The sequence below is a fragment of the Thauera sp. ZXT1-4 genome, from assembly GCF_052598215.2.
The window spans coordinates 1-22,098 of sequence record NZ_JBQWSN020000029.1 but is presented as its reverse complement, the minus strand read 5'-3'; the positions used below and the strand labels follow the sequence as shown (position 1 = coordinate 22,098).

General features: G+C 65.0%; 18 protein-coding genes. 13 read left to right on the top strand and 5 right to left on the bottom strand.

Annotated features, from left to right (window positions below):
- Nucleotides 1-85 precede the first annotated feature (85 nt).
- From ACUH78_RS16205 to ACUH78_RS16145, 13 genes are all read left to right on the top strand, one after another.
- On the top strand, nucleotides 86-1,465 hold the full coding sequence (locus ACUH78_RS16205) for a type II and III secretion system protein family protein (RefSeq protein WP_445334004.1): 1,380 nt from the start codon (nucleotides 86-88) through the stop codon (nucleotides 1,463-1,465).
- A 15-nt stretch (nucleotides 1,466-1,480) separates the two neighbouring features.
- The gene (locus ACUH78_RS16200; protein ID WP_445334003.1) at nucleotides 1,481-3,169 is read left to right on the top strand and encodes a TadA family conjugal transfer-associated ATPase; all 1,689 of its coding nucleotides are present in this window, start codon (nucleotides 1,481-1,483) and stop codon (nucleotides 3,167-3,169) included.
- A 79-nt stretch (nucleotides 3,170-3,248) separates the two neighbouring features.
- Nucleotides 3,249-4,097, top strand: a complete 849-nt coding sequence (locus tag ACUH78_RS16195; RefSeq protein ID WP_418365056.1) for a type II secretion system F family protein — start codon at nucleotides 3,249-3,251, stop codon at nucleotides 4,095-4,097.
- Nucleotides 4,094-5,005 carry a type II secretion system F family protein gene (locus ACUH78_RS16190; RefSeq protein ID WP_418365057.1) on the top strand — a complete coding sequence of 304 codons (912 nt, stop codon included), beginning with the start codon at nucleotides 4,094-4,096 and terminating at the stop codon, nucleotides 5,003-5,005. Before ACUH78_RS16195 ends, ACUH78_RS16190 begins: the two co-directional genes overlap by 4 nt.
- The gene (locus ACUH78_RS16185) at nucleotides 5,002-5,427 is read left to right on the top strand and encodes a DUF192 domain-containing protein (protein WP_445334002.1); all 426 of its coding nucleotides are present in this window, start codon (nucleotides 5,002-5,004) and stop codon (nucleotides 5,425-5,427) included. Before ACUH78_RS16190 ends, ACUH78_RS16185 begins: the two co-directional genes overlap by 4 nt.
- 193 nt (nucleotides 5,428-5,620) lie before the next feature.
- Nucleotides 5,621-6,316, top strand: coding sequence for a CDP-alcohol phosphatidyltransferase family protein (locus ACUH78_RS16180; protein WP_445334001.1), 696 nt, complete (start codon nucleotides 5,621-5,623; stop codon nucleotides 6,314-6,316).
- Complete coding sequence (locus tag ACUH78_RS16175; protein WP_445334000.1) at nucleotides 6,313-6,732, top strand: alpha/beta hydrolase; 420 nt, start codon at nucleotides 6,313-6,315, stop codon at nucleotides 6,730-6,732. Before ACUH78_RS16180 ends, ACUH78_RS16175 begins: the two co-directional genes overlap by 4 nt.
- Complete coding sequence (locus ACUH78_RS16170) at nucleotides 6,729-7,364, top strand: lysophospholipid acyltransferase family protein (RefSeq protein ID WP_445333999.1); 636 nt, start codon at nucleotides 6,729-6,731, stop codon at nucleotides 7,362-7,364. Before ACUH78_RS16175 ends, ACUH78_RS16170 begins: the two co-directional genes overlap by 4 nt.
- Nucleotides 7,361-8,314 (top strand): phosphatidate cytidylyltransferase, encoded by a 954-nt coding sequence (locus ACUH78_RS16165; protein ID WP_418365062.1) that lies wholly within the window; start codon nucleotides 7,361-7,363, stop codon nucleotides 8,312-8,314. The genes ACUH78_RS16170 and ACUH78_RS16165 overlap by 4 nt, the downstream gene beginning before the upstream one ends.
- A 104-nt stretch (nucleotides 8,315-8,418) precedes the next feature.
- Nucleotides 8,419-9,402 (top strand): TadE family protein, encoded by a 984-nt coding sequence (locus ACUH78_RS16160; RefSeq protein ID WP_445333998.1) that lies wholly within the window; start codon nucleotides 8,419-8,421, stop codon nucleotides 9,400-9,402.
- Nucleotides 9,403-9,418: 16 nt separating this feature from the next.
- Nucleotides 9,419-14,872, top strand: coding sequence for an RHS repeat-associated core domain-containing protein (locus tag ACUH78_RS16155; RefSeq protein ID WP_445333997.1), 5,454 nt, complete (start codon nucleotides 9,419-9,421; stop codon nucleotides 14,870-14,872).
- Nucleotides 14,869-15,582, top strand: a complete 714-nt coding sequence (locus ACUH78_RS16150) for a hypothetical protein (RefSeq protein ID WP_445333996.1) — start codon at nucleotides 14,869-14,871, stop codon at nucleotides 15,580-15,582. Before ACUH78_RS16155 ends, ACUH78_RS16150 begins: the two co-directional genes overlap by 4 nt.
- Nucleotides 15,583-15,708: 126 nt before the next feature.
- The gene (locus ACUH78_RS16145) at nucleotides 15,709-16,962 is read left to right on the top strand and encodes a hypothetical protein (RefSeq protein WP_445333995.1); all 1,254 of its coding nucleotides are present in this window, start codon (nucleotides 15,709-15,711) and stop codon (nucleotides 16,960-16,962) included.
- Nucleotides 16,963-17,215: 253 nt separating this feature from the next.
- Here the strand turns inward: ACUH78_RS16145 and ACUH78_RS16140 are convergent, their stop codons facing one another.
- The 5 genes from ACUH78_RS16140 to ACUH78_RS16120 all read right to left on the bottom strand — a co-directional run bounded on the left by ACUH78_RS16140 (nucleotide 17,216) and on the right by ACUH78_RS16120 (nucleotide 21,251).
- A complete protein-coding gene (locus tag ACUH78_RS16140; RefSeq protein WP_445333994.1) occupies nucleotides 17,216-17,710 on the bottom strand; it encodes an RrF2 family transcriptional regulator in 495 nt (164 codons plus the stop codon).
- A 21-nt stretch (nucleotides 17,711-17,731) separates the two neighbouring features.
- Nucleotides 17,732-18,832, bottom strand: coding sequence for a methyl-accepting chemotaxis protein (locus ACUH78_RS16135; protein ID WP_445333993.1), 1,101 nt, complete (start codon nucleotides 18,830-18,832; stop codon nucleotides 17,732-17,734).
- A 133-nt stretch (nucleotides 18,833-18,965) separates the two neighbouring features.
- Nucleotides 18,966-20,149 (bottom strand): IS3 family transposase gene (locus ACUH78_RS16130; RefSeq protein WP_445333992.1). Its coding sequence is split into 2 segments (ribosomal slippage): nucleotides 18,966-19,897 and nucleotides 19,897-20,149, totalling 1,185 coding nucleotides; the frame shifts between segments, so codons are not numbered across the junction.
- A gap of 210 nt (nucleotides 20,150-20,359) precedes the next feature.
- Nucleotides 20,360-20,905 carry a hypothetical protein gene (locus ACUH78_RS16125; protein WP_445333991.1) on the bottom strand — a complete coding sequence of 182 codons (546 nt, stop codon included), beginning with the start codon at nucleotides 20,903-20,905 and terminating at the stop codon, nucleotides 20,360-20,362.
- A gap of 103 nt (nucleotides 20,906-21,008) precedes the next feature.
- Nucleotides 21,009-21,251 (bottom strand): hypothetical protein, encoded by a 243-nt coding sequence (locus ACUH78_RS16120; protein WP_445333990.1) that lies wholly within the window; start codon nucleotides 21,249-21,251, stop codon nucleotides 21,009-21,011.
- Between the last annotated feature and the right edge of the window lie 847 nt (nucleotides 21,252-22,098).

The following is a 22,098-nucleotide window of genomic DNA, read 5'->3' as shown; positions in this document are numbered from 1 at the left end:
CCGCTGCCATTGAGCCGGGACGCCCCCCGCGACGCCGCCCGCGACGCCCTCTTTTCCCAGCCCTCTCTCCATCTCGACTGAATCGATGCAACGCCTGACCCGAACCCTGCTGCAACTCCTCCTCGCGCTCGCCCTGGTGCCCACCGCCCTCGCCAAGGGCATGCCCGAGCTCACCCTGTTCCAGGGCGAAACTCGCGTCATTGCCGAACCCAACGCCGGACGCCTGGCGGTGGGCAACGGCAAGGTGCTCTCGGCGGCCGTGCTCGACGATCGCGAGATTCTGCTCATCGCCAACGAACTTGGCGTTTCATCGCTCCACATATGGAGCGCAGACGGTCGCAACCGCAGACTGAAAGTCACCGTCGTTCCGTCCGAGACCCCACGCGTCAATCGGGAGATCGCGGCCTTTCTCGCCGGCATTCCCAACGCGCACAGCACCGTGATCGGCGACAAGATCGTCATCGAAGGCGACAACCTGAGCGATCGGGACCAGGCCCGCATCGAGGCGCTCACCAAGCACTACCCGCAGATCCTCAATTTCGCCAACCCGGTCGGCTGGGAAAAGATGGTCGTCATGGAAGTGCAGATCGCCGAATTCCCGATCAACATGCTGCGCGAGGTCGGGCTCGCCTGGAATGCTACCGGCGGCGCAGCCATCGGCGGCGTCTGGATGCCCGGCCGGCGCGGGAACGCCCCGCTGCAGATCGACATCCGCGCGGGCGCGGAGAACAGCCCTCCGATCATGAACCCGGACGGCGCGGGTGGCCCCGTGCCGCTCGGGTCCAGCCTCAACCTCCTCTCGGCGATCAACGCCGGGCTTAACGCTCAGCTCCGCCTCATGGAGCAGAATGGCTCGGCCAGCATCCTTGCCCAGCCCATCCTGTCCGCCCGCAGCGGCGCCGAAGCGAGCTTCCTGGCAGGTGGCGAGTTCCCTTACAGCGTAAGCAACATCAACGGCACCACAATCCAGTTCAAGCCTTACGGCATACGCCTCGAGATCTCGCCCAGGGTCGACCACAACGGTGTCATTCGCGCCCGCATCATGAGCGAGGTCAGCGACCTCGACCTCTCGGTGATGGGCGCAGCCGGTCCAGCGCTGCGCACGCGCAAGACCGAGACTGAATTCAACGTCATGGAAGGCGGCACCATCGTGCTCAGCGGCCTGCTCAGCCGCGACGTCAACGCCTCGATCGACAAGGTTCCCTTCCTCGGCGACATCCCGGTGCTGGGCGCGCTGTTCCGGTCGCGCCGCTTCCAGAACAACGAGACCGAACTGGTCGTTTTCGTCACGCCGTACGCGGTGGACAAGCACACGCTGGAGCAGGCGGAGCGCATGCTGCTGGCACGCCAGCGACTCGAAGCAGCACCGCGTGCACGTGCGCCAGATCTGTCTGCCATCCCCTGGCCTGCCGTGCCGGTGGAAGACCGGGACATTCCCGGGAAAGCGCCGTGGACGGGCAACTGAGCCAAGGCACGAAGCATGTTCCAGGTCACCATCCGCCACCCCGAGACGGCCCCTCGCATCGAGTCGATCAGCGAAACCTCGGCCGTCATCGGCAAGGGGCGCGAGTGCCGCGTACAGCTACCCGGCTGGAAAGTCGGGCGCGAGCACGCGCGCATCTACCGCACCAAATCCGGGCTTTACATCCAGGACCTCGGTCAGTTCTTCGGCACGAGCGTCAACGGCATCCGCATCCAGCAACACGGCCCGATCGCGTCCGACGATCGGATCACGGTCGGCCCCTTCACTCTCGTCATCGAGGATCACCTGCAGCCACAGGCCACGGTCGGATCAACGTCGCCTTGCCCACGGTCGGGTACAACACCGCAAGCGCCTCAAGCGGCTTCATTGCCCGCGGCATCCGCCAGTCACAACGTGCGCAGCACGGCCCTCACCCCCGACCAATACTGGCGCAGGCACATTCACGAGGCCCTGCTCGACGCCATCGATCTACGCAGGCGCGACCTCGTGCGCATGAGCGACGACGAGTTGCGCGCAGAGACCGAGACGCTCCTGGTCGAGATCATCGAAAAGGAGTCCGCACTGCCTGACGGACTCGACCGCGACAGCCTGCGTCGCGACGTACTCAACGAGGCCGTTGGACTAGGTCCGCTGGACGAGTTGCTGGCCGACGAGGCCATCAGCGAGATCATGGTCAACCGCCACGACGAGATCTATCTCGAGCGCAATGGCCGGCTCGAACGACACCCTGGCAGTTTCACCAGCGACCGAGCGGTTCTCGGCGTTATTGAACGCATCGTCACCCCGATCGGACGACGTATCGACGAATCGTCTCCGATGGTCGACGCCCGCCTCAAGGACGGCTCGCGCGTAAACGCCATCATTCCGCCACTCGCAATCAAGGGCCCAGCCCTCACCATCCGCAAGTTCGGCCGCAAACTGTTCTCGCACGGCGACCTGGTCGCGCTCGGCGCGCTCAGTGCGCAGATGGCCGAGTTCCTGCGCATCTGCGTGCAGCAGCGCAGAAACATCCTGATCTCGGGCGGCACCGGTTCGGGCAAGACCACGCTGCTCAACGTCCTGTCGAATTTCATTCCCGACGGCGAACGCATCATCACCATCGAGGACGCTGCCGAGCTGCGTCTGGCGCACTCGAATCTGATCAGCCTGGAGGCCCGGCCGCCCAACGCCGAAGGTCGCGGCCAGGTTGCCATCCGCGATCTGGTGAAGAACGCGCTGCGCATGCGCCCCGACCGCATTGTGGTTGGCGAGTGCCGCGGCGGCGAGGCGCTCGACATGCTGCAGGCCATGAATACCGGCCACGACGGATCGCTCACGACACTGCACGCCAACAGCCCGCGCGATGCACTTGCCCGCCTCGAGACCCTTGTAATGATGGCCGGCATGGATCTACCGCTCACTGCAGTCCGCGAGCAGATCGCCTCGGCCATAGACATCGTCGTCCAACAGGCGCGCATGCCCGACGGCAGAAGGGTGGTCACCGGCGTCGTCGAGGTGGCTGGCACCGAATCCGGGCGCATCCAGATCCAGGAGCTGTTTCGCCACGAGCAGCTCGGACGCGACACGGACGGCCGCAGCTTGAGCCGCTTCGCTGCGTGCAACGCCGTACCCGCGTTCTACGAAGCGCTGGGCGGCGCCGGAATGGCGCTCGACCTCTCGATCTTCGACGGACCTCAGGACGCATGACCGCGCCCACACCCCCCACCGACGGCAGGCGCCACCTTCGGTCCGGGCGCCGCTCGCGTGGCGACAGGAGCGTGGCCCGGTGAACCTCACCATCCTCCTCCTCATCGTCGCGCTCACCGTGGCGCTGCTGGTATGGGCCCTGGTCGATATCGGCAGCCGCCTCTTGCAAGCCTGGCGCACCCGCTTCACGCGCGAGACCGGCTTTCACCTGCGCGAGCTCTTCCTCTTCGTCGACCCGGCGCGGCTCTATGCGCTCAATCTGGCGCTGACTGTTCTGGCTGCCGGTGGCACCTGGGTGGGAAGCGGCAGCCTCGCGCTCGCCGTCATCGTGGCGCTGCTGCTCGCGGTTTCGCCTGGCGTCGTGTTCCGCTGGCTGCGTGCACACCGGCTCGCGCGCATCGAGCAGCAGTTGCCCGACGCACTGCAGATGCTCGCCGGCACCGCACGCGCGGGCCTGTCACTGCCTGCTGCCATCCGCCAGGTCAGCAGCGAACTCGCCCCACCCCTGCAACAGGAGCTGATGCTTCTGCTGCATGAGCAGCGGCTGGGCGTGAGTCTGGACGACACACTCGAAAACCTCGCCCTTCGTGTTCCGGCGCAGCCGGTCAAGCTGATGGTGTCGGCCATGCGCATCGCATCCGAAACCGGCGGAGGGCTGGCCGAGACCCTCGAGCGCACCGCCACCACACTACGCAGCCAGCAAGCCATGGAGCTCAAGATCCGTGCGCTCACCGCGCAAGGCAAGCTGCAGGCCTGGGTCGTGGGACTGCTTCCGGTGTTCCTGCTGTGGGTGCTCGCCCGCATGGAGCCCGATGCCATGTCCTTGCTCTGGACCACCCGCTTGGGCTGGGGCGTGCTCGCGGTCGTGCTGATCATGGAGATCATCGGCGTGCTGCTGATCCGCCGTATCGTGAGCATCGACATATGAGCCCCGAGACCTTTCCCGTACCGCCATCGGGGCCGCACTGGGTCATCGGCGTCATCGCACTGACCGCAGGCCTTTCGGTAACGTTGGTCGTGTGGCTGTTATCGCGCGCCGCAGCCGCCGTCCCACGCCAGGACCGCCTCTGGCTCGACGCCCCACCTCCCGGCTACCGCCTCGTGTGGTGGCCAGTGCAATGGTTCGCACACTACCTGCGTGCGCTGCTGCCCGAGCGCCACACGCAGGCAATCCTTGGCCGGCTCCGCCTCGCCGGCCTCGATTTTGCTCTCGACCCCGCCCAGTTCCTGGCCGGATGTCTGGTGTGGGCGCTGGTCTGTGCGGGCATCGCTGGGTGGCTGGCCGACACCTTCGGAAGCCCCCTCGGCTGGCTGCAGCTCTCAGGCTTCGCACTGGGCTTCCTCTTCCCGCACGTATGGCTACGCGACCGCATCCAGGCACGTCGCCGGCAGACCTTCAAGGCCCTGCCCTTCATGCTCGACCTCATCACCCTGTGCGTCGAATCCGGGCTCAACCTCAACAGTGCCATCGCCCAGGCCGTCGCCAAAGGCCCCGCCGGCCCGCTTCGCGACGAATTCGCCCGCCTGATGCGCGACGTGCGCGCCGGCCGCGCACGCAGCGAAGCCCTGCGCGAACTGGCCACCCGGCTCGACATGCCGGCAGTGTCCAACTTCGTAACGACCCTTATTCAGGCGGAGGCCACTGGCATGAGCCTGGGCCCCATCCTGCGCGCCCAGGCCGAGCAACGGCGCACCGAACGCTTCGCCCAGGCGGAGAAGCTCGCCATGCAGGCACCGGTCAAGCTGCTGTTTCCATTGCTGTTCTTCATCTTCCCGTGCGTGTTCGCCATCCTCATGTTCCCGATCGCGATGAAGTTCATGGGGGCAGGTCTGTGAGCCTGACCAAGCGTCCCTCCCGCTCCACTCCCCGGCGCATCCGCGAAACCACCGCGTCGCACTCGCCGGGCGCCCAGCCACCACTCACCGTCCACCGCGCCGAGCGATGGTCCGAACGACTGCGCGGCCTGCTCGGAAAGCCCCCACCCGCCCCCGGGCACGGGCTACTGCTCACGCCCTGCGCCTCGGTACACACCGCATTCATGCGCTACCCGATCGACATCGTCTTCCTCGACCGGGAAGGGCGCATCCTCAAGCTCGTCGAGGCCCTCAAACCGTGGCGCGCCACCGCCTGCACCGGCGCCACGCAAGCCCTCGAGCTGGCAGCAGGCCAAGCCCTGCTGCTCGGCCTGATCCCAGGCGTACGCCTCGATCCTCGCATTCTCAAGCCCGCTCACAAGTCTTCTTGCAAGGCTTCGTGATGAACCCCATCGCACGCCGACGGACATGCACGCTGCCAGCATGAATCAAACGACCTTCACCTCGCTGATCGCCCAACCCGAAACCGCGCGCGCTGCCCTCTCATCAGCATTGGCGTGGCAGGAAATCTGGTGAGCGGAATTCAGCACAAACTCGATGCATTAATTCCTATGGCATATTCCGATATAATGCCAAATGGATTTTCATAGTGTCAGTGCCATGCTGCTCTCCCTCTACCAGCTGAAACCAGCCTTCCAGTCCCTACTGCGCCCACAGGTGACACGCCTCGCACGTCGGGGAGTCACCGCGAATGTGGTCACCACCGGGGCACTGCTCGGCTCCTTCGCGCTCGGCACCCTGCTCGCCCACTCTCCCGAACGCACCGCCCTCTTCCTGCTCATGCCCGTCTGGATGTTCGTGCGCATGGGCCTCAACGCCATCGACGGCATGCTCGCGCGCGAGTTCGGTCACCAGAGCGCGCTCGGCGCCTATCTCAACGAGTTGGCCGACGTAGCCTCCGACGCTGCGCTGATGTTGCCCTTCGTATTCGTCTCACCTTTTGGCTGGGCCAGCATCGGCACGGTGATCTTTCTCGCAACGGTGTCCGAGATGGCGGGCGCCCTCGGGCCCATGGTCGGTGCGCCACGGCGCTACGACGGCCCCATGGGCAAGAGCGACCGGGCCTTCGTGTTCGGGGCGCTCGCGCTCGCCGTGGGGCTGCTCGGCGGCCTGCCGGGCTGGGCCTTCTGGCTGATGCCGCTGATCGGCTTCGCACTCCTCGTCAACATCATCAACCGGGTCCGCAATGGCGTGCACGCAGCACACAGCAGCGCGACCGGCGCGGATGCACCCCACTCCACCCCGACTCACTCCGACGCAGCCCAATCATGATCATCCGCCAGCGTACCTGCACCGAACGCCACTTCGTTTCCCGCGATGGCGAGCAGCTCTTCTATCTTCATTGGCCGGCCACGGGCATGCGGCGCGTAGCCGTCATGCTGCTGCACCGCGGGCACGAGCATTCGGAGCGGGCGGCCCACATCGTCGACGAGCTTGATCTGCCGGATTTCGATTTCTTCGCGTGGGACGCGCGCGGGCACGGCATGTCCGCCGGGGCAAGCGGACAATCGGCCCGCGTCGGCACCTCGGTGCGCGACGTCAGGTCGAAACCGCTCACCCACGATCGTGCACGCCAGGCGTCGTACGACAGCCACCCGCTGATCACGCGTGCGATCTCGGTCAACACGCTGCTTGGCCTGCACGACGCAGCCCGGCGCTTCGTGCTCGAGCGCCCCGCACAGCCATGAAGATCGAACGACTCCTCGGCGCCACACTGTGCGGTCTTGCGCGCATCATCACCGGCGCACGCGCCATCCACCACGCTGCAAACGGCCCCGACACCACTGGTGGCACCACCATCTACTACGCTAACCACCGCAGTCACATCGACTTCCTGCTCGTGTGGGCAGCGCTGCCACCCTCGGTGCGCCGGCGCACTCGACCGGTAGCCGGTGCCGACTACTGGCTCACCAGCCCGCTGCGGCGCTACGTCGCGCTGCGCATCTTCCGTGCGGTGCTGGTCGAGCGCAGCGGCGGGGCACAGGCCGCCACCGACCCACTCGCTGCGATGCAAGCCGCACTCGATGCCGGCGAGTCGCTGATCCTCTTTCCTGAAGGCACGCGAAACGTCGGCGACGACCTGCTGCCCTTCAAGAGCGGCATCTTCCGGCTTGCCCAAGCGCACCCGGGGCTACGCTGCGTTCCCGTCTGGGTGGAGAACCTGGGCCGTGTGATGCCCAAAGGCAGCTTCATCCCCGTGCCCCTGCTGTGCGCACTGCACTTCGGCGACGCGCTCTGCCTGGGCGACGACGAGGCGCGGGACAGTTTCCTCAAACGCAGCCGCGACGCGCTGATCGCGCTCGCACCGACCGCCGCATGATCGCCATGGACGTTTCCGCCACCCTCATGCGCATCTTCGGCGCCGTGTTCCTTGTGCTCACCATGGCCAGCATCATCGGCCTCGCTCTCAAGTCGCGCAGCGGCTTCGATCGCCCGCACGCCACCATCGACAACCTCAACGCCCGCATCAAGGCGTGGTGGATCATGATCGGCGCGATCGCGGCTACGACCTGGATCGGCGCCTGGGCAGTGATCGGCCTGTTTGCGCTCGTTTCCTTCCAGTGCCTGCGGGAGTATGTCTCGCTCGCGCCTACGCGCAAGGGCGACCACCGTGCGCTGATCTGGAGCTTCTACGTCTTTCTGCCCCTGCAGTACTACCTCATCGCGGCGGGCTGGTATGGCCTGTTCTCGATCCTGATCCCGGTCTACGCCTTCCTGCTGCTGCCGATCTCAGCCTCGCTCGGCGCAGACACCACGCGTTTCCTCGAGCGAAGCGCCAAGATCCAGTGGGGACTGATGATCTGCGTGTATTGCCTGTCGCACGTACCGGCGCTGCTCACGCTCGAGATCCCCGGCCACGAGGGGCGCAACCTGCTGCTGGTTGTGTTCCTTCTGCTCACCGTGCAGTCAAGCGACGTGTTCCAGTATGTCTGGGGCAAGCTTCTCGGTCGCCACGCACTCTCGCAGCAAATATCACCCTCGAAGACGGTCGAGGGCCTGGTCGGGGGCGTGCTGAGTGCAACCGCGATGGGCGCATCGATCTGGTGGATCACACCCTTCAGCCCACTGGAGGCCGCATTCGTCGCGCTGGTCATCAACACGCTGGGCTTCTTCGGCGGCTTCGTGCTCTCGGCGATCAAGCGCGACCGCGGCGTCAAGGACTGGGGCCACCTGATCGAAGGCCACGGCGGCATGCTCGACCGGGTCGACTCGCTGGCGTTCTCCGCACCAGTGTTTTTTCACCTGCTGCGCTATGGGTGGACACCTTGATGTGCGGATTACCGCCCTCCACCGCAGACGCTTCGGGCAGCGCGCCTCGACGCTCATCGCAGACGAAGCACACCAGGCTCGGGCGCCCGCCCCGCACACCCATCGTGATCGCAGCTTCAACTGCAAAGGTCATCCATCCCTGCAAAGCCAAAACCACGCCGTTCTCTCAGCACGGCGCCACGCTGGTCGAGTTCGTCATCGTCGGCCCACTCGTGCTTTTCATCATGCTCGTGCTGATGCAGTACGCGCTGCTCTTTCACGCGAAGAGTCAGCTCAACTACGCCACCTTCGAAGCCGCCCGCGCAGGCACCGTCTCCAACGCTCGCCCAGAGGCGATGCGCACCGCCTTCGACCGCGCCATGACCGGTTACCACGGCGGGGGCACCACCACGGCCGAACTCGCCCTCTCACGTGCCAAAGCGCTCGTCGAGGCACCCTTCGCCCGCATCGAGATCCTCTCCCCCACAAAAGAGAGCTTCGACGACTACCACAGCCCTGCGCTCGCCACGCGCCTCGGCGCTCCCAGGCGCGTAATCCCCAACGCCAACCTCGCCCACCTCGCCTGCCCCATCGATCGCCCCGGCTGCAAGCACGACCCCGCAAGCAACGCCAGCGGCCAGACCCTGCACGACGCCAATTTGCTCAAGCTGCGCATCACCTACGGCATCCCCGCGCAGAAGCAGATCCCGCTCGCCGGCCCCTTCATGGCACGGGCGCTTGCGGTGCTCGACCCCACCGATCGTGATGCCTTTCGCGCCGGACTGGTCGCCGACGGCCGCATCCCCATCGTGGCCCACACCGTCATGCGCATGCAGTCGCCCGCGATCGAAAACGGCAACGCCTCGAGCCCCGGTGCCGGAAACGCGGGCAAGCCGCGCGATCCGGGGCCGCCGCCTGAAAGGCCTGCCCTGCCCATTTGCCCGGTCACTGACCCGGCTTGCACGACCCAGAAGGGTGCGCTCCCAGAACCAGACCCAGCGCCTGCTGAATGCGACCCGCTCACCGACCCCGGCTGCAGCTCACTGCCTTCCTGCGAGGCACCAGCAGACTGGCTGGGCGGTTTCCCATCGCTTCCGACAACGCCCTGAAGCCCCGTCCAAGTCCATGAATACTGCCCAGAACTCCGCACGAGCAGCGCTCGCAATCTGCCTGCTCGAAATTGCGCTCCTCCTCCCGTCTGCAGTCTTCGCGCAAACCTCAAGCAGCCAGCATGTCCCCACAACCGCCAGCCAACCGCTGCCCCAGTCCGGCGCCCTCGACCCCGACTGCACCCCGATCGATGGAGGCAATCCGGACGGCGTGCCCCCCTGCGGTGAAACGCCGCCAGCCAGCCAGGAAACCCCGGACGGTGTCGCCCATGGGGCGGGCAACCCAATCGACGTCATCACTGGCAACAAGTACCAGCGCGAGACCGACCTTCCAGCGCTGCCCGGTGTACTGGGCATCGAGATCGTACGCCACTACAACAGCGCGCAAGCCTCAACCGATGCGCCCCTCGGACTGCTTGGGCGCGGCTGGCGGCTGTCTTACGAAACCGATCTGTATGTGAGCGGAAAGCAACTGCACATTGTCCAGGCCGACGGCGCACGCCTCGTGTTCTCTCCCGACAGAAGCCAGGCTGGGCGTCATAACCACGCTGACCCGGCGCGCGGCTGGGTACAGTTCATCGCAGCCGGCCCGGGCCAGCGCGCGGCTGGCTATCGCTGGATCTGGCCCGAGGGCCGCGAGCTGATCTTTGACGCTCTCGGCAAGCTGGTCGAGATCCGGATGCCGACCGGCGAATTCCTCAGCCTCGCGCGTGGCCTCGATGGCGAGCTGGTGAAGGTGACCGACCCGCAAGGCCGCAGCCTCACGTTCGAGTACGCACCGCGCAGCAGCCGCGGTTTCCGGGGGGTGGTCGCGATCACCAGCCCGCTCGGGCGCTTCACCTATGCACACCAGAACGAGCGCGCGCTTCCCGGGCTGAGCAACTTGGTCGCCGCCACCCACCCCGACGGCGCCATCCGGCGCTACCACTACGGCGCCGACACTGGAGAAGCGGCTCCCGCCTGGCCGCACCATCTCACCGGGATTTCCCTCATCGCGCCGGCAGCGGCACCAAGGGGACGCGAAGCGGGGGAGCGGCGGCTCTCCACCTACGCGTACGACCATGTCGGACGCGCGGTCATGAGCGTGCTCGGCGCACCGCGCACCCTGGACGAATCCGCCCAGCCGCAGCCCGGCACTGGCATCGAACAAATCGACCTCGGCTTCGTTGCGCCCGATCAAACCGTGCTCTCCAACAGCCTCGGCCAGCGCACCATCTACCGCCACACCCGCATCTACGGCGAACCCCGCCTGCTGGAGGCGATCGGCCCGGGCTGCGCACGCTGCGGCGAGACAAACGTGCGCTACCAGTACGACAAGCGCGGACGCCTCGCCAGCATCACGCGGCTCGATCCAACAGGCCAGCCGCTTGCAACCACCACGCTGGTGCGCGACGGGGCTGGCCGCTTGCTGCGCCGGTCGCTCCAGACCTTCATTGACGGTAGGCCCGTGCCCGAGCGCCTGCTCAACCGCTATGCGTACACCGATGATTCGCCTCGCCCCACGCTCATCGCGCAACCCAGCGTGGTGCCGGGCCACGAGCATCGACTGCAGTTCAGCTACAACGACGTGGGCCAGGTCACGCGGATGGTGGAGAGCGGCTTCAGTCCGCTCAGCGCGGACAACGAGCCGATCGATCACCGCAGTCGTGCAACGCCGATCGAGCGCAGCAGTACCTTCAGCTACACCCGGATCAATGGCCGCTCACTGCTCACCACCACGGATGGGCCACTACCCAATGGCCCCGACGGCTCGCCAGCCGACTCCGACATTTCGATATTCGAGTGGGATGCCACAGGGAACCACCTCACCGCACTCACCCTGCCCGGCGGCCGACGTAGCACGCTCGCGCACGCTCCCGTGACCGGCGTGTTGAAGGGTGTGCGTAATGACGAAGGCTTCGCCACCCACTACACCTACAACTTGCGCCTGCAGCCCACTACCGTACGCTTCGAGGCTCCCGGGCAGCAGCCCACGCAGACAGTGGGCTTCGAATACGACACGCTCGGGAGGCGGGTGGAATCTCGCAACCCCTCTGCAGCATCTTCAAACTGGCTTCAAGAATGGGACGAGCACGGCCATCTGCGCTGGCGCGCCAGTGCCCTTGGCGTGCTCGCCACCTTCCGCTACGACACCGAAGGACGGCCGCTCGAACGCAGTCGTCGCAGCGCGAGCTTCGAGCAGACGGAAGCCCTGCACTACGACGCACAAGGCCACCTCGCCTCGGTCCGCGACAACGCTGGCCGCGGGCGCGATTGGCATTACGACGCGCGCGGACGCCTGCAATACACCATCGACACCGACGGCCTCATCCACCCTGCACGGGCCGAAGCGTCACCACGCGCCAAGGACGCGACACCCCCAGCCTCCGTTCGCCAGCGCCAGGACGATTTCGGCCGCATCGTCTGGCGAAACAGCCCAGACAGCGGCACCGTGCTGCTCGAATACGACGCCTTCGACCGTCTCATCGCCATGCGCGACGCCCGCGGCAACCATGCCCGCTACGACTACGACGTCCTGGGCCGCATCCGGCACCAGCGCATCACCGACGCCCACAGCGGCGCCGTGGAAGAGACGCAGTGGCGCTACGAGGGCCGCCGCCTCATCGAGGTGATCCACCCCACCCAACGTGAGCGCTACGAATACGATGCCCGCGGCCTGCGCACTGCACGCATCCTCAGCCTGCCCACCGAGCACGGCGAACGGACCACCGTCACGCGCTACACGCATGACGAGCGCGGCCAACTGGTCGCAACCACGCTGCCCGACGGCAGCCGCCTGCGATACGTGCGCAACGGTCAGGGCCAGGTCGTGGCGCTCAAACGCGACACCGTCGACACTCCATGGTCAGTCTGGCCCACTGGCGGGCAGATCATCGCCGAAGGCTTCGAGCGCGACCTGGCCGGCCTGCGCAGCTATGTCACTGGCAACGGCATCCACACGCTCTACCAGCGCAGCCGTGAGGGAGTGCTGGCCCGCGTCGTGCATCGGCGTGTTTCACTGCCAAGGCTCGATACGGCGGCCACGCCGCCCATGGAACTGCTCGGCCGCAGCACGCGGGAGATCGCCGAGCGCCTGCTCGGCATCGCACCCGCACAGGCTCAGACGAAGGACGCCGGCGCCAAGGTCGCCCTCGATACCACGGGCACGCAGGCAGAGAGTCCAGTCCCTCCCGGCGCCCTCGGCCTCGCCGACGAGCCGGCTGCACTGCTCGATCATCGCTACCTGTGGGACGTGCGCGGCAACCTCCTGCACACTCGCCAGCACGCCGCGGCCGATGGCGCCCAGCCCACTGCAACCGGCCACGCCTATGACCGGCACGGCCGCCTGCTGACATCGGTCCGCTGGCAGGGCGATGATCAGGCACCCACCGAGGAAGCCGTCTGGCGCTTCGCCTACGACGCCACCCAGCGCCGCGTCCTCAGTCAGCAGGGCGCCGGCTCACAGCAGGATCTGAGCACCGGCACGCAAGCCGCCGGCTTCGAACCCGGCACCCACCGGCTTGCCGACCCATCCGCCGCTGCGCACTATACCGCCAGCGGCCAGCCCGAACGCCTGGGTGATCGCGAATACGACTGGGACGCCCGCGGCCGCCTGGTTGAAGTGCGCGAGCATGGTGCCGTGCTGGCACGCTATCGCTACGACCACCGAGACCTGCGCAATACCCGCGAGGTCAGCGACCGCACGATGCACACGGTGTACGACGAGCATCGCCAACCGCTCGCGGAACTCGACGCCGACGGCCGCATCCTGCGCCAGTACGTATGGCTCGCGGATATCCCGCTCGCCGTCATCGACACCCCGCAGGGCGTGACGCCCGCGCAGCACAAGGACACCGGCACGATGCAGTTCGCGGACAAACTCGTCCGCATGATCCGCGCCGCATTCATGCAGTCAGAGCGCATCGTCTGGCTGCACGGCAACCACCTCGGTGCCCCAGAACTCGCCACCGACGCCACCGGCCAGGTGCTCTGGCGCGCCACCTACGCCCCCTTCGGCGTCGCCACCATCCAGTCCCGCGACTTCACCCTAGACCTGCGCCTGCCCGGCCAGGTCTTCGACGCCGAGACTGGGCTGCACTACAACCGCGCGCGCTACTATGACCCCGCAGCCGGCCAGTACCTCACCCCCGACCCACTCGGCACGCCGGATGGACCGAATCCGTATGCGTATGCGGCGTTCAACCCGCTGCGCTACGTCGATCCGGACGGGCTGATTCTGTTTGCGTTCGACGGGACGGGTAACAGCGACGACTTGAACGATCCGGCCATGGACGGCAACAGCCTCAGCAACGTAGTGCATTTCGCCCGTGCCTACGACAGCGGCAACGACCGATACGTCTCCGGCGTCGGTACCGTTCACCGGGACATCAAGTACGGCCACATCCGCCCGGAAGACTACGCCACCCATACCTTCCTCTGGTGGCTCACCCCGGGCGACCCGACCTACGTCAACGACATGGGCGGCAACTACTCGGGCCCCGCCCGCATCGACCGCATGATGCGGTACCTGCGGGACGAAGCGGATCTGTTCGAGGACGAGCAGGTCATGGACATCGACATCATCGGCTTCAGTCGCGGTGCGGCGCAGGCCCGCGACTTCGCCAACCGCATCGTTCCGGACGCGATCAAATACGGCGGCCGTACTTATTACAAGTACACCAAGGCGGACGGCACCGCAGGCTGCCAGCCGGTCAGCTTCCGCTTCATGGGGCTCTTCGACACGGTGCTCTCCACCAACTTCAGCGGCACGGGCTACAAGCGTAGCATTCCGGACGAATTCGCGTACGTGGCCCAGGCGGTGGCGCTGAACGAACATCGCTCGGGGGCAGTCGGCGAATACGCGTACCGCAATCCCAAGCCGCACAGCATGCACTGGGGCGGCTTTCCGCTCGAATCGATCGGCGCTAGCAGCAACACGCCGGGCCGGATCCGCATCGAACGCGGCTTCGTCGGCGCGCACGCGGACATCGGCGGCAGCTATCCGGACGACGAGCAGGGCCTGTCGCTGGTGGCGCTGAACTGGATGGTCGAGCAGGCAAGCTTTGCCGGGGTAAGCATGAAAACCATCGATCCCATTCCATCTCACAACGTCGTTCTCCACGACCAGAGCAACGTCATTCAGGCCGGCAATCCGCAGAACACCGTTCCCCGAAAGCTCATCGGGGGCGATCTGGCCTGGATCGACTACGTCTTCCCCGAAGACCGCGAGGTTCGCGGCGCGACCTCGGGCAACCGCCAGCGCAACATGGGCTTCGACAACGGCAGCATGACTCACGCCGACACCCACGAAGTCATCACCTGGCAGCCGCGCGACGTCGGCGAACTCGGCACCGGCTCGGCACTCGATCCGCGCGAACTCGGCAACCTCACCGGCACGGTGAACATGCAGGCCTACCTGCAATGGTTGTGCACCCACGATTATTTCGACAGGAAGTCAACGCGATGCGCCCCAGCCGGACCCAACCCATGAATTCGACCCTCCGCTCACCCCCGCGTCGCGCGCTGCTGGCGCTCGGCCTGGCCTTTCTCGCCGGCTGCCGCACGCCACTGCCCCCACCGGCCAAACCGGTCACTCCCGAGCAGGCCCGCTATCTGGAAAGCCGTCAACGCATGCTCGAACGCTTCGGTCGCCCCGGCTTCGAGTTGGTCGTCGATGCCATGGCCGGGCAGGAATTCCTCGGTGTCGAGTTCTTTCCTGAAAACGCGAAGTACGAATTCTACGGAAAGGGAGGACAAACGTTAAAGAATCAAAGCAAGAGGGTTCTCTCATCGCCCGTTCCCGAACGCGTTCGAGTCATCTGGCGGGATTCGTCCGATCGGCGGTTCATCCAGGGCGTGGGCAGTCGCTATATCGGCAACATCATCGGCGACGAAACCATCGAAGTCGGCACCCGCATTCCGCAGGAACTGATCGACGATCTCAAGCGCGACCCGCGCGGCAATCTGCGCCTGAAGTTCCGCATGAGCGACCAAGGCACACTCTTCGGCTGGGATATCGAGCGCCGCCCGGGCTTCGACCCCAGGAAGCGGGACCAATGGGGGGAAGCGGTCTATGTCGGCCCGGTTCATTCCTTTGCCGGCGGCGATTTTCGCGAGGCGGAGATATTCAACGGCAAACCCGTACGCAAGGGCTGGTACATCGACCGCCTAACGGGCAAGCGTATCGAAACCGACTACTGAAACACACCCAGATGCCCGCCCACATGACGCCCCCCTCGCGACGCCGACAGCCGCTCACGCACGCCGTCGCCCTCCCGCACCCCGCTCTCAGCCCGCTCTCAGCCAAGCCAAATCCGTCACACGATCATGCGCAGTCTCCGCTCCGCCCTCCTCCCCCTGTTCATCCTCAGCACAGCCGCCGGCGCGAATGACCGCGTCGAGACCGGCAAGCTCCCGGCCGATGCCATCGCCGCCGCCTTCGCCCCCGCCGCCAGCGACGGCTGCGCGTCCGCCTCCGAACCCTGCGCCGCGCCGACCTCCTCCGCCGTCACGGATTTCGCCAAGCTCGTGCGCGACGTGCTCGACGGCCGCGCACCGCAGGCCCTTCGCTTCGCCGAAACCGGGACGCTGTTCGAGCTTCGCGGCGAGTTCGACCACGTGCGCGAGGCCGGCACCGACGGCGGCGAGCGGCGGACGCAGCGGGCGCGCGGCGGCCAAGCCCGCTATGGCCTGCACCAGCCCGAAATCGTTGTGCGCAAGGGGCATGTCCGCTTCGACCAGCGCGACTACCCCTACCACGGCACTTTCGACGTGAAGGATGGGGTCGAGAGCCGCTACTACTGCGCCGACTACCCTCACCACTGCGTGGTGCTCGAGTTTCCCCTCGAAAGCGCCGAGCCGGGGAGCATGATCCTGGAGCCCTCGCCGGGCACGGTGGGCGTCCAGTGGTTCGACATCGCGCCGGTGGACATCAGCCAGCGAGCGCACGTGGTCGACGAGAAACGCTGGTCGGGCTGGCTGGGCACCTTGACCGATCAGCGCGATGCCGCAAATCTGATGCGCTCCCGGATCGACTACGTGGGCATTCTGCGCATGACGGCCGGGGACGGCAGCCCGATCAGCGCCCCCGAGAGCGACTGGCTGAAGTTCGGATCGGCGGGCTGCATGGTGACGCTCACGCTCGATGCCGCGACCCGATCCATCGCCCTGACGGGAATTGTCGCCTGCGACGCAAAGTCGACCGGGAGCCGACTCGACATCGGCAGCGCGCAACTTGGCGGCGCTGTGTCCTCCGAGCGGCCAAGCGTGGCGGCGTCGCGTATCGTCACGCCGATGCGGCCACCCGCGGTGGGCTACACGGCCACGATCCGCCCCAACGACATCAGCACCGCACCACTGTCGACGGTAACCGATCGCTGGCAGGCGGTCCACGGCGCCATATTCGGCGCCAGCGCCGAATCTTTGGTGATGACTTTTGCCGGCGCCAACAGCGCATTCACCATCAGCGCCCTGCGCAAGGACCTCGTTCTGGATGGCGAAGACCTCAACCTCAGCCGCGAAGCGCTCATTCCGGAGCCCGTGGACGAAACGGACGAAACGGAGGAGACGGAGGAGCCCTGACCCGAGCATCCGCAATCAGGCGGCCAAAGCCCCTCTTCTTTGCGCCATGGGTTTCCGCGACGGCTCCGATCAGCCCGCATGTCATCAGGAAACCAACCAACTGCGTGGCGACCAGCGCGAACTCAACGAACTGCCAGCCGGGGGCGGAGAGCGTTGACTCACTGCCAGAGAGACGCGGGCTGCCGCGCACCCGTTTTCGGCATCCGAGACGCGAGCGGCATGTCTCCAGGGAACCCGCGTGAAACCACGCGGATCATTCCCCTGCCCGGCGCCCCTCCTGACGCAGGATCATGACCGGCCATCCGCTGCGATCCGGTCCTTCCAGGCCGAGCGCCTCGCGGAGGCACGCATCATCACCAACGAGGTCTGCAAGCGACACACCGTCCAAGGCAGAGAGAAATGCACGCAAAGCGCCATCGAGGACGCCCTTTAGCCGGCAGGCCGGATCGAGCAAGCAGTGCGATTTCGTTCCGAAACACTCGACCAATGCGAGGCTGGGCTCGATCTGACGAACCACGTCGCCCAAGCCGATCTCGATTGCGGGTCGCGCCAGCTTCATTCCTCCCCCCTTGCCACGCGCGCCGTCGATGAAGCCTTTTCCGACCAACTCGGTGACGATCTTCATCAAGTGGCTACGCGAGATGTCGAAGCGCTCGGCCACCTCCTTGATGGTGACGCGCCGTTCGGGACATGCCCCAAGGTACATGAGAACCCGAAGCGCGTAGTCGGTGTGCTGTGTGATGTTCATTTCCGGGAGAAGCGAGCGCCGTTAGCGCCCGACAGCCTTGTCGAGCATCTTGTCCAGGCCCCGCATCACGGTGAGATTGGCCTTCTCCATTGCCTGCAGCTCAGCCAGCGCTGCCTCGAGCTCGCCGCGCGCATGCAGTTCCACCGCGCGCCGTGCGTGCACATGAACTGCGCGATGCGGATCTTCGAGCTCTGCATATCCAGCCAGCCCTGCAAAACGTTCACGCCCTTCTCCGTCGTAGTACCACCGACCGAGTCGGCAGTGCTTCTCGTCAGGCAAATCTTCCGGACGCAGGCTCGAAACACCAAGGAACACCTTGTACACCTCGAGCTTTAGCGTGAGTTCGTCGATGTTCGCCAGCTCAACATTGGAGAGCAATGCGGAAGAGGTCACCGCCTGCTCCATGCGGCGGGACAACTCGAGCAGGTTCTTCATGCTCTGCACCGCCTGCTTGCTCTCGGCGGAGTGCCGGCCAGCGTCTGACGCACCGACTTCCATGACTTCGCGTGCGGCCCGCGTCTCCTCCTGGATACTCTCCACCAGGGTCGCGATCTCGGTGGTCGCGCCCGCCGTCCGCTCTGCCAGTTTGCGCACCTCATCGGCAACAACTGCAAATCCCCGGCCCGCATCGCCGGCGCGCGCCGCCTCGATCGCCGCGTTGAGGGCGAGCAGGTTGGTCTGATCGGCGATCTCCTTGATCAGCCGCACGATACCGCCGATCTCCTCGGCACGCCGGCTGAGGGTTCCGACATTCCTGGAGGCCTCTTCCATGCGCTCGAACATCTTGTGCAGGTTGTCCGCGATGCGCTCGAAGGCGCTGCGACTGCTGTCGGACTGCGCCGCCGCCTCGAGTGCAGATGCCTTCTCGTCGTTGAGCGTGGTGGCGAGGCCGAAAAAGGACTCACGCACGCCGCCAAGCGAATCGCCAAAGCTTCCCAAACTCGTGAATACGCCATCAAGAACCGCGCGCTCACGGCGCAGCATCTCTGTCTGCGCGCGAAGCTCAAGCCGTTCATCCTCAAGCAAGCGGACACGTTCATGCAAGGAGGCGTTGGCCTGTTGCAGTTGCAGATTCTCGGCCTCGGCAGTGTGCAGCCGAGCTTTCTGTCGAGTGAAGAACATCTTGATCTCTTGTTGGCGCCTTAAAGAGTCATATTATATGATTCTTTTCAGGCGACAAAGAGCTTTAGCGTGAAATTCAAACCCGCATGGCACGTGAGGTGCCCTACGTTTTCCGCCTTCCAACCGGCCGTCCTCATGCTGCCATTTCTTGTTCATCATCTTGTCGTTCGATCCAGTTCTGCAGGAACGTGGTCGGCGACAGATATCCCAAGGTGAAGTGGCGGCGGCTCCGGTTGTAGAACACGGCGATGTACTGGAAAAGATCGCTCGTGGCCTCGTTTCGGGTCGCGTAGCTCACGCCATGGACCCGCTCATTCTTGAGGCTGTTGAAGAAGCTCTCGGTGGGTGCGTTGTCCCAGCAGTTGCCCTTGCGTGACATTGAACCGCGCATGCCGTAGGCCGCCAAGCGGGCCTGATACGCCTGGCTGGCGTACTGACTGCCCCGGTCGGAGTGGAACAGCACACCCGGTCCGGGCCGGCGGCGAAACCATGCCATCGACAGCGCATCGATCACGAGGTCGGTGGTCATGCGTGGTTTGATTGACCAGCCAATCACTTCGCGGTTGAACAGATCGATCACGACCGCCAGGTACAGCCAGCCCTCGGCGGTGGCGATGTAGGTGATGTCGCCCGTCCAGACGCGATTGGGCGCCTCAGGCGCGAACTGACGACCCAGCACATTCTCCGCGACCGGCAGGTGATGCCTGGAGTCGGTCGTCGCCTTGTAACGCCGCTTGTGCCGTGCCCGGATGCCGTTCTCGCGCATCAGACGCTCGATGCGCGGCAAACCGATCCGGTAGTCACGCCCACGCAACTCGGCGTGGATGCGTCGTGCCCCGTAGGCCTGCCGGACCTCCTGGTGGACCGTGCGGATCAGCACCAGGGCCTGCGCATCCGTCAGTCGTTTGCGGTCCTGCGTCCCGCCGCCCCGCCAAGCCCGAAAGCCGCTCTGGCTCACCGACAGGGCATCGCACAGGACAGGCAACGGGAAGGATCTGCGCTGCGTTTCGATCCAGGCATATTTCACAGCAGATCCTTCGCGAAATATGCTGCCGCTTTTTTTGTGATCTCCAGCTCCATCTCGAGTCGCGCGACCTGGGCGCGCAACCGGGACAGTTCCATCTGCTCTGCAGTGATCTGCTTGGCGCCGGCCGGATTCAGCTTGCCCGCCTTCGCCGCCTTGACCCAGTTGCGCAGCGTCTGCTCAACCAACCCCAGTTCCTCGGCAACACGGCCTATGCTGCCGACCTCGTCAGCTCGCTTGACGGCCTGCTCCTTGAACTCGGCCGTGTATTCCTGCTTCGGGATGCGTTTCACGTCGTTCTTCCTCTCGTTGCGTCGATCCTACGACGACTACGTTGGAAGACGAAATTCGTGGGGCAGCTCACGACCTCATCGGCGCGCCTGACGGCCTGCTCCTTGAACTCGGCCATGTATTCCTGTCTCGGGATGCGTTTCACGTCTTCCTTCCTCTCGTTGCGTCGAGCCTACGACGACTATGTTGGAAGACGAAATTCGTGGGGCAGCTCACTCTCCCGTCGTCAGTTTTCCAGGGCACCGATCTTGATGACCGTCTGCCTTATTGAGTATCGCGCCGCACTGAGCGCATCGGTGTCGTCCCTTCACATATTCGGCAACTTCTGGCTTCTTTGAGTACTCGGCCCACTGCACGGGGTGGCTCTGGCTCACATGTGCGATGACATTGGCCACCTTCCTTGCGCAATACGGGCACGTCACCTTGTCGCGCTGCGCTGGCCCGATCTTCAAGCCATGCTCCCGCTCCAGATGGTGTAGTACCTTGTCCAGCGCGCGCATGATGTAGAGCTTGTTGGCACCGAATCTGTAGTGCCCGGTCATCATCACGTCCATGGACATCGGTTTGAGCGACGCCTGGGCCGGGAATTTGCTTGACTCATTATCCAAGTAGGTGATGGGGTAACGAAAGTTCCGACCCTCCCCCAACCAGACGCCACCAGGTCCCCAGTTCTGAATTTTGCCGTTGTAGCAGGCGCGGCCGACGATCGACTCAAGTTCTGCCAAAATCGCCTGTCGGAAAGCGGTCTTGTTGCTCATATCGTCACTCGATGCGCTGGTGCCTCTGTAATTATTGCATGATGTTCAATTGCCAGCACATACAGGTAAGTGTGCCCGCCTCGATCGAGAAATTCTTTGCCCATTACTTGGCAGTGGCATCCTCGTCGCTCGAAAACAGCCGCGCAGGCCAGCCCAAGCCCCGCAGCATGAGGCCAACCATCCCGAGATGAGAGGGGTCGGATTCACACATCAGCCAGCCCTTGAGCAGACCTTGGTGACTAATACATTCGCTCTTGCCGTCCCACATGGTTGACAGCGCGGACCCTGCCGCACCCAAGAACCACACGAACACTGACAAAACCAAAACCCCCTTGAGAACTTTCATATTTTTCCCGCAATAGAACCAATATTGACGCGACAACCTTGTCCCGCGCGGCACTAGTATCGCATGCAATGTGAGTTCTGAACGACGACTATCGACAGTCGCCCCGACTGCTCCACCGTGGCGGGGCGGCCCGGCGTAGGCAATGACGCCGTGGCGAACGGTAGGAAGAAATCGAGTGCGGAGTGCAATGGTCAGAAACCGGGGCTGGTGCTGATCAGGGCGCGCAACCGTTCACCGGGCTATCGGGTTTCAGGATCGGCTCGCATCGTTGACGCAAACGCCAACTTGCAACCCATTGATTTTTAACGGAACAGTGCCGCGACCAGCCACCGCTCAGACGGAGAAAAGAGAGGATTCGCCGCGCCAGCGGGCGAAACATGACGTTCGGTTTGCCCGGCCATGACACTGCAAGGAGCTAAGAGCCGCGCCAACACTGGCGTTTGCGGCCGAAATGACTGAGGCCAGCGCAAAGGCTGGCCTCAAGTGTTGGTGGTTCTGACGCGGCACATGGACTCAAGATGACTGATTATGCTCCCCGCGTTGCAGACATCATCGCGCGTTTCATCGAATTTTGACGGCTTTTCAAGTTCTGATCGCGTCAACTTCTTCTGGCGGATTATAGCGCGATCTAGCGCTCAAACCGGAAAAAGGGGTTGACTCGTCCCCCGCGCAGCGCCTTCATGCGGACCCATTCAACAACGCAGGAGGACCCTGGCCATGGATGCGGAATATTTGAACGAGCAGGAACTTGCAACCTACTTGGGTACGAGCACAAGCACACTCAAGCGTTGGGGCTCTGTGCCGTTTCCAGTGGAAATTGACTTCTCAACAAACATGACGGTAGCGC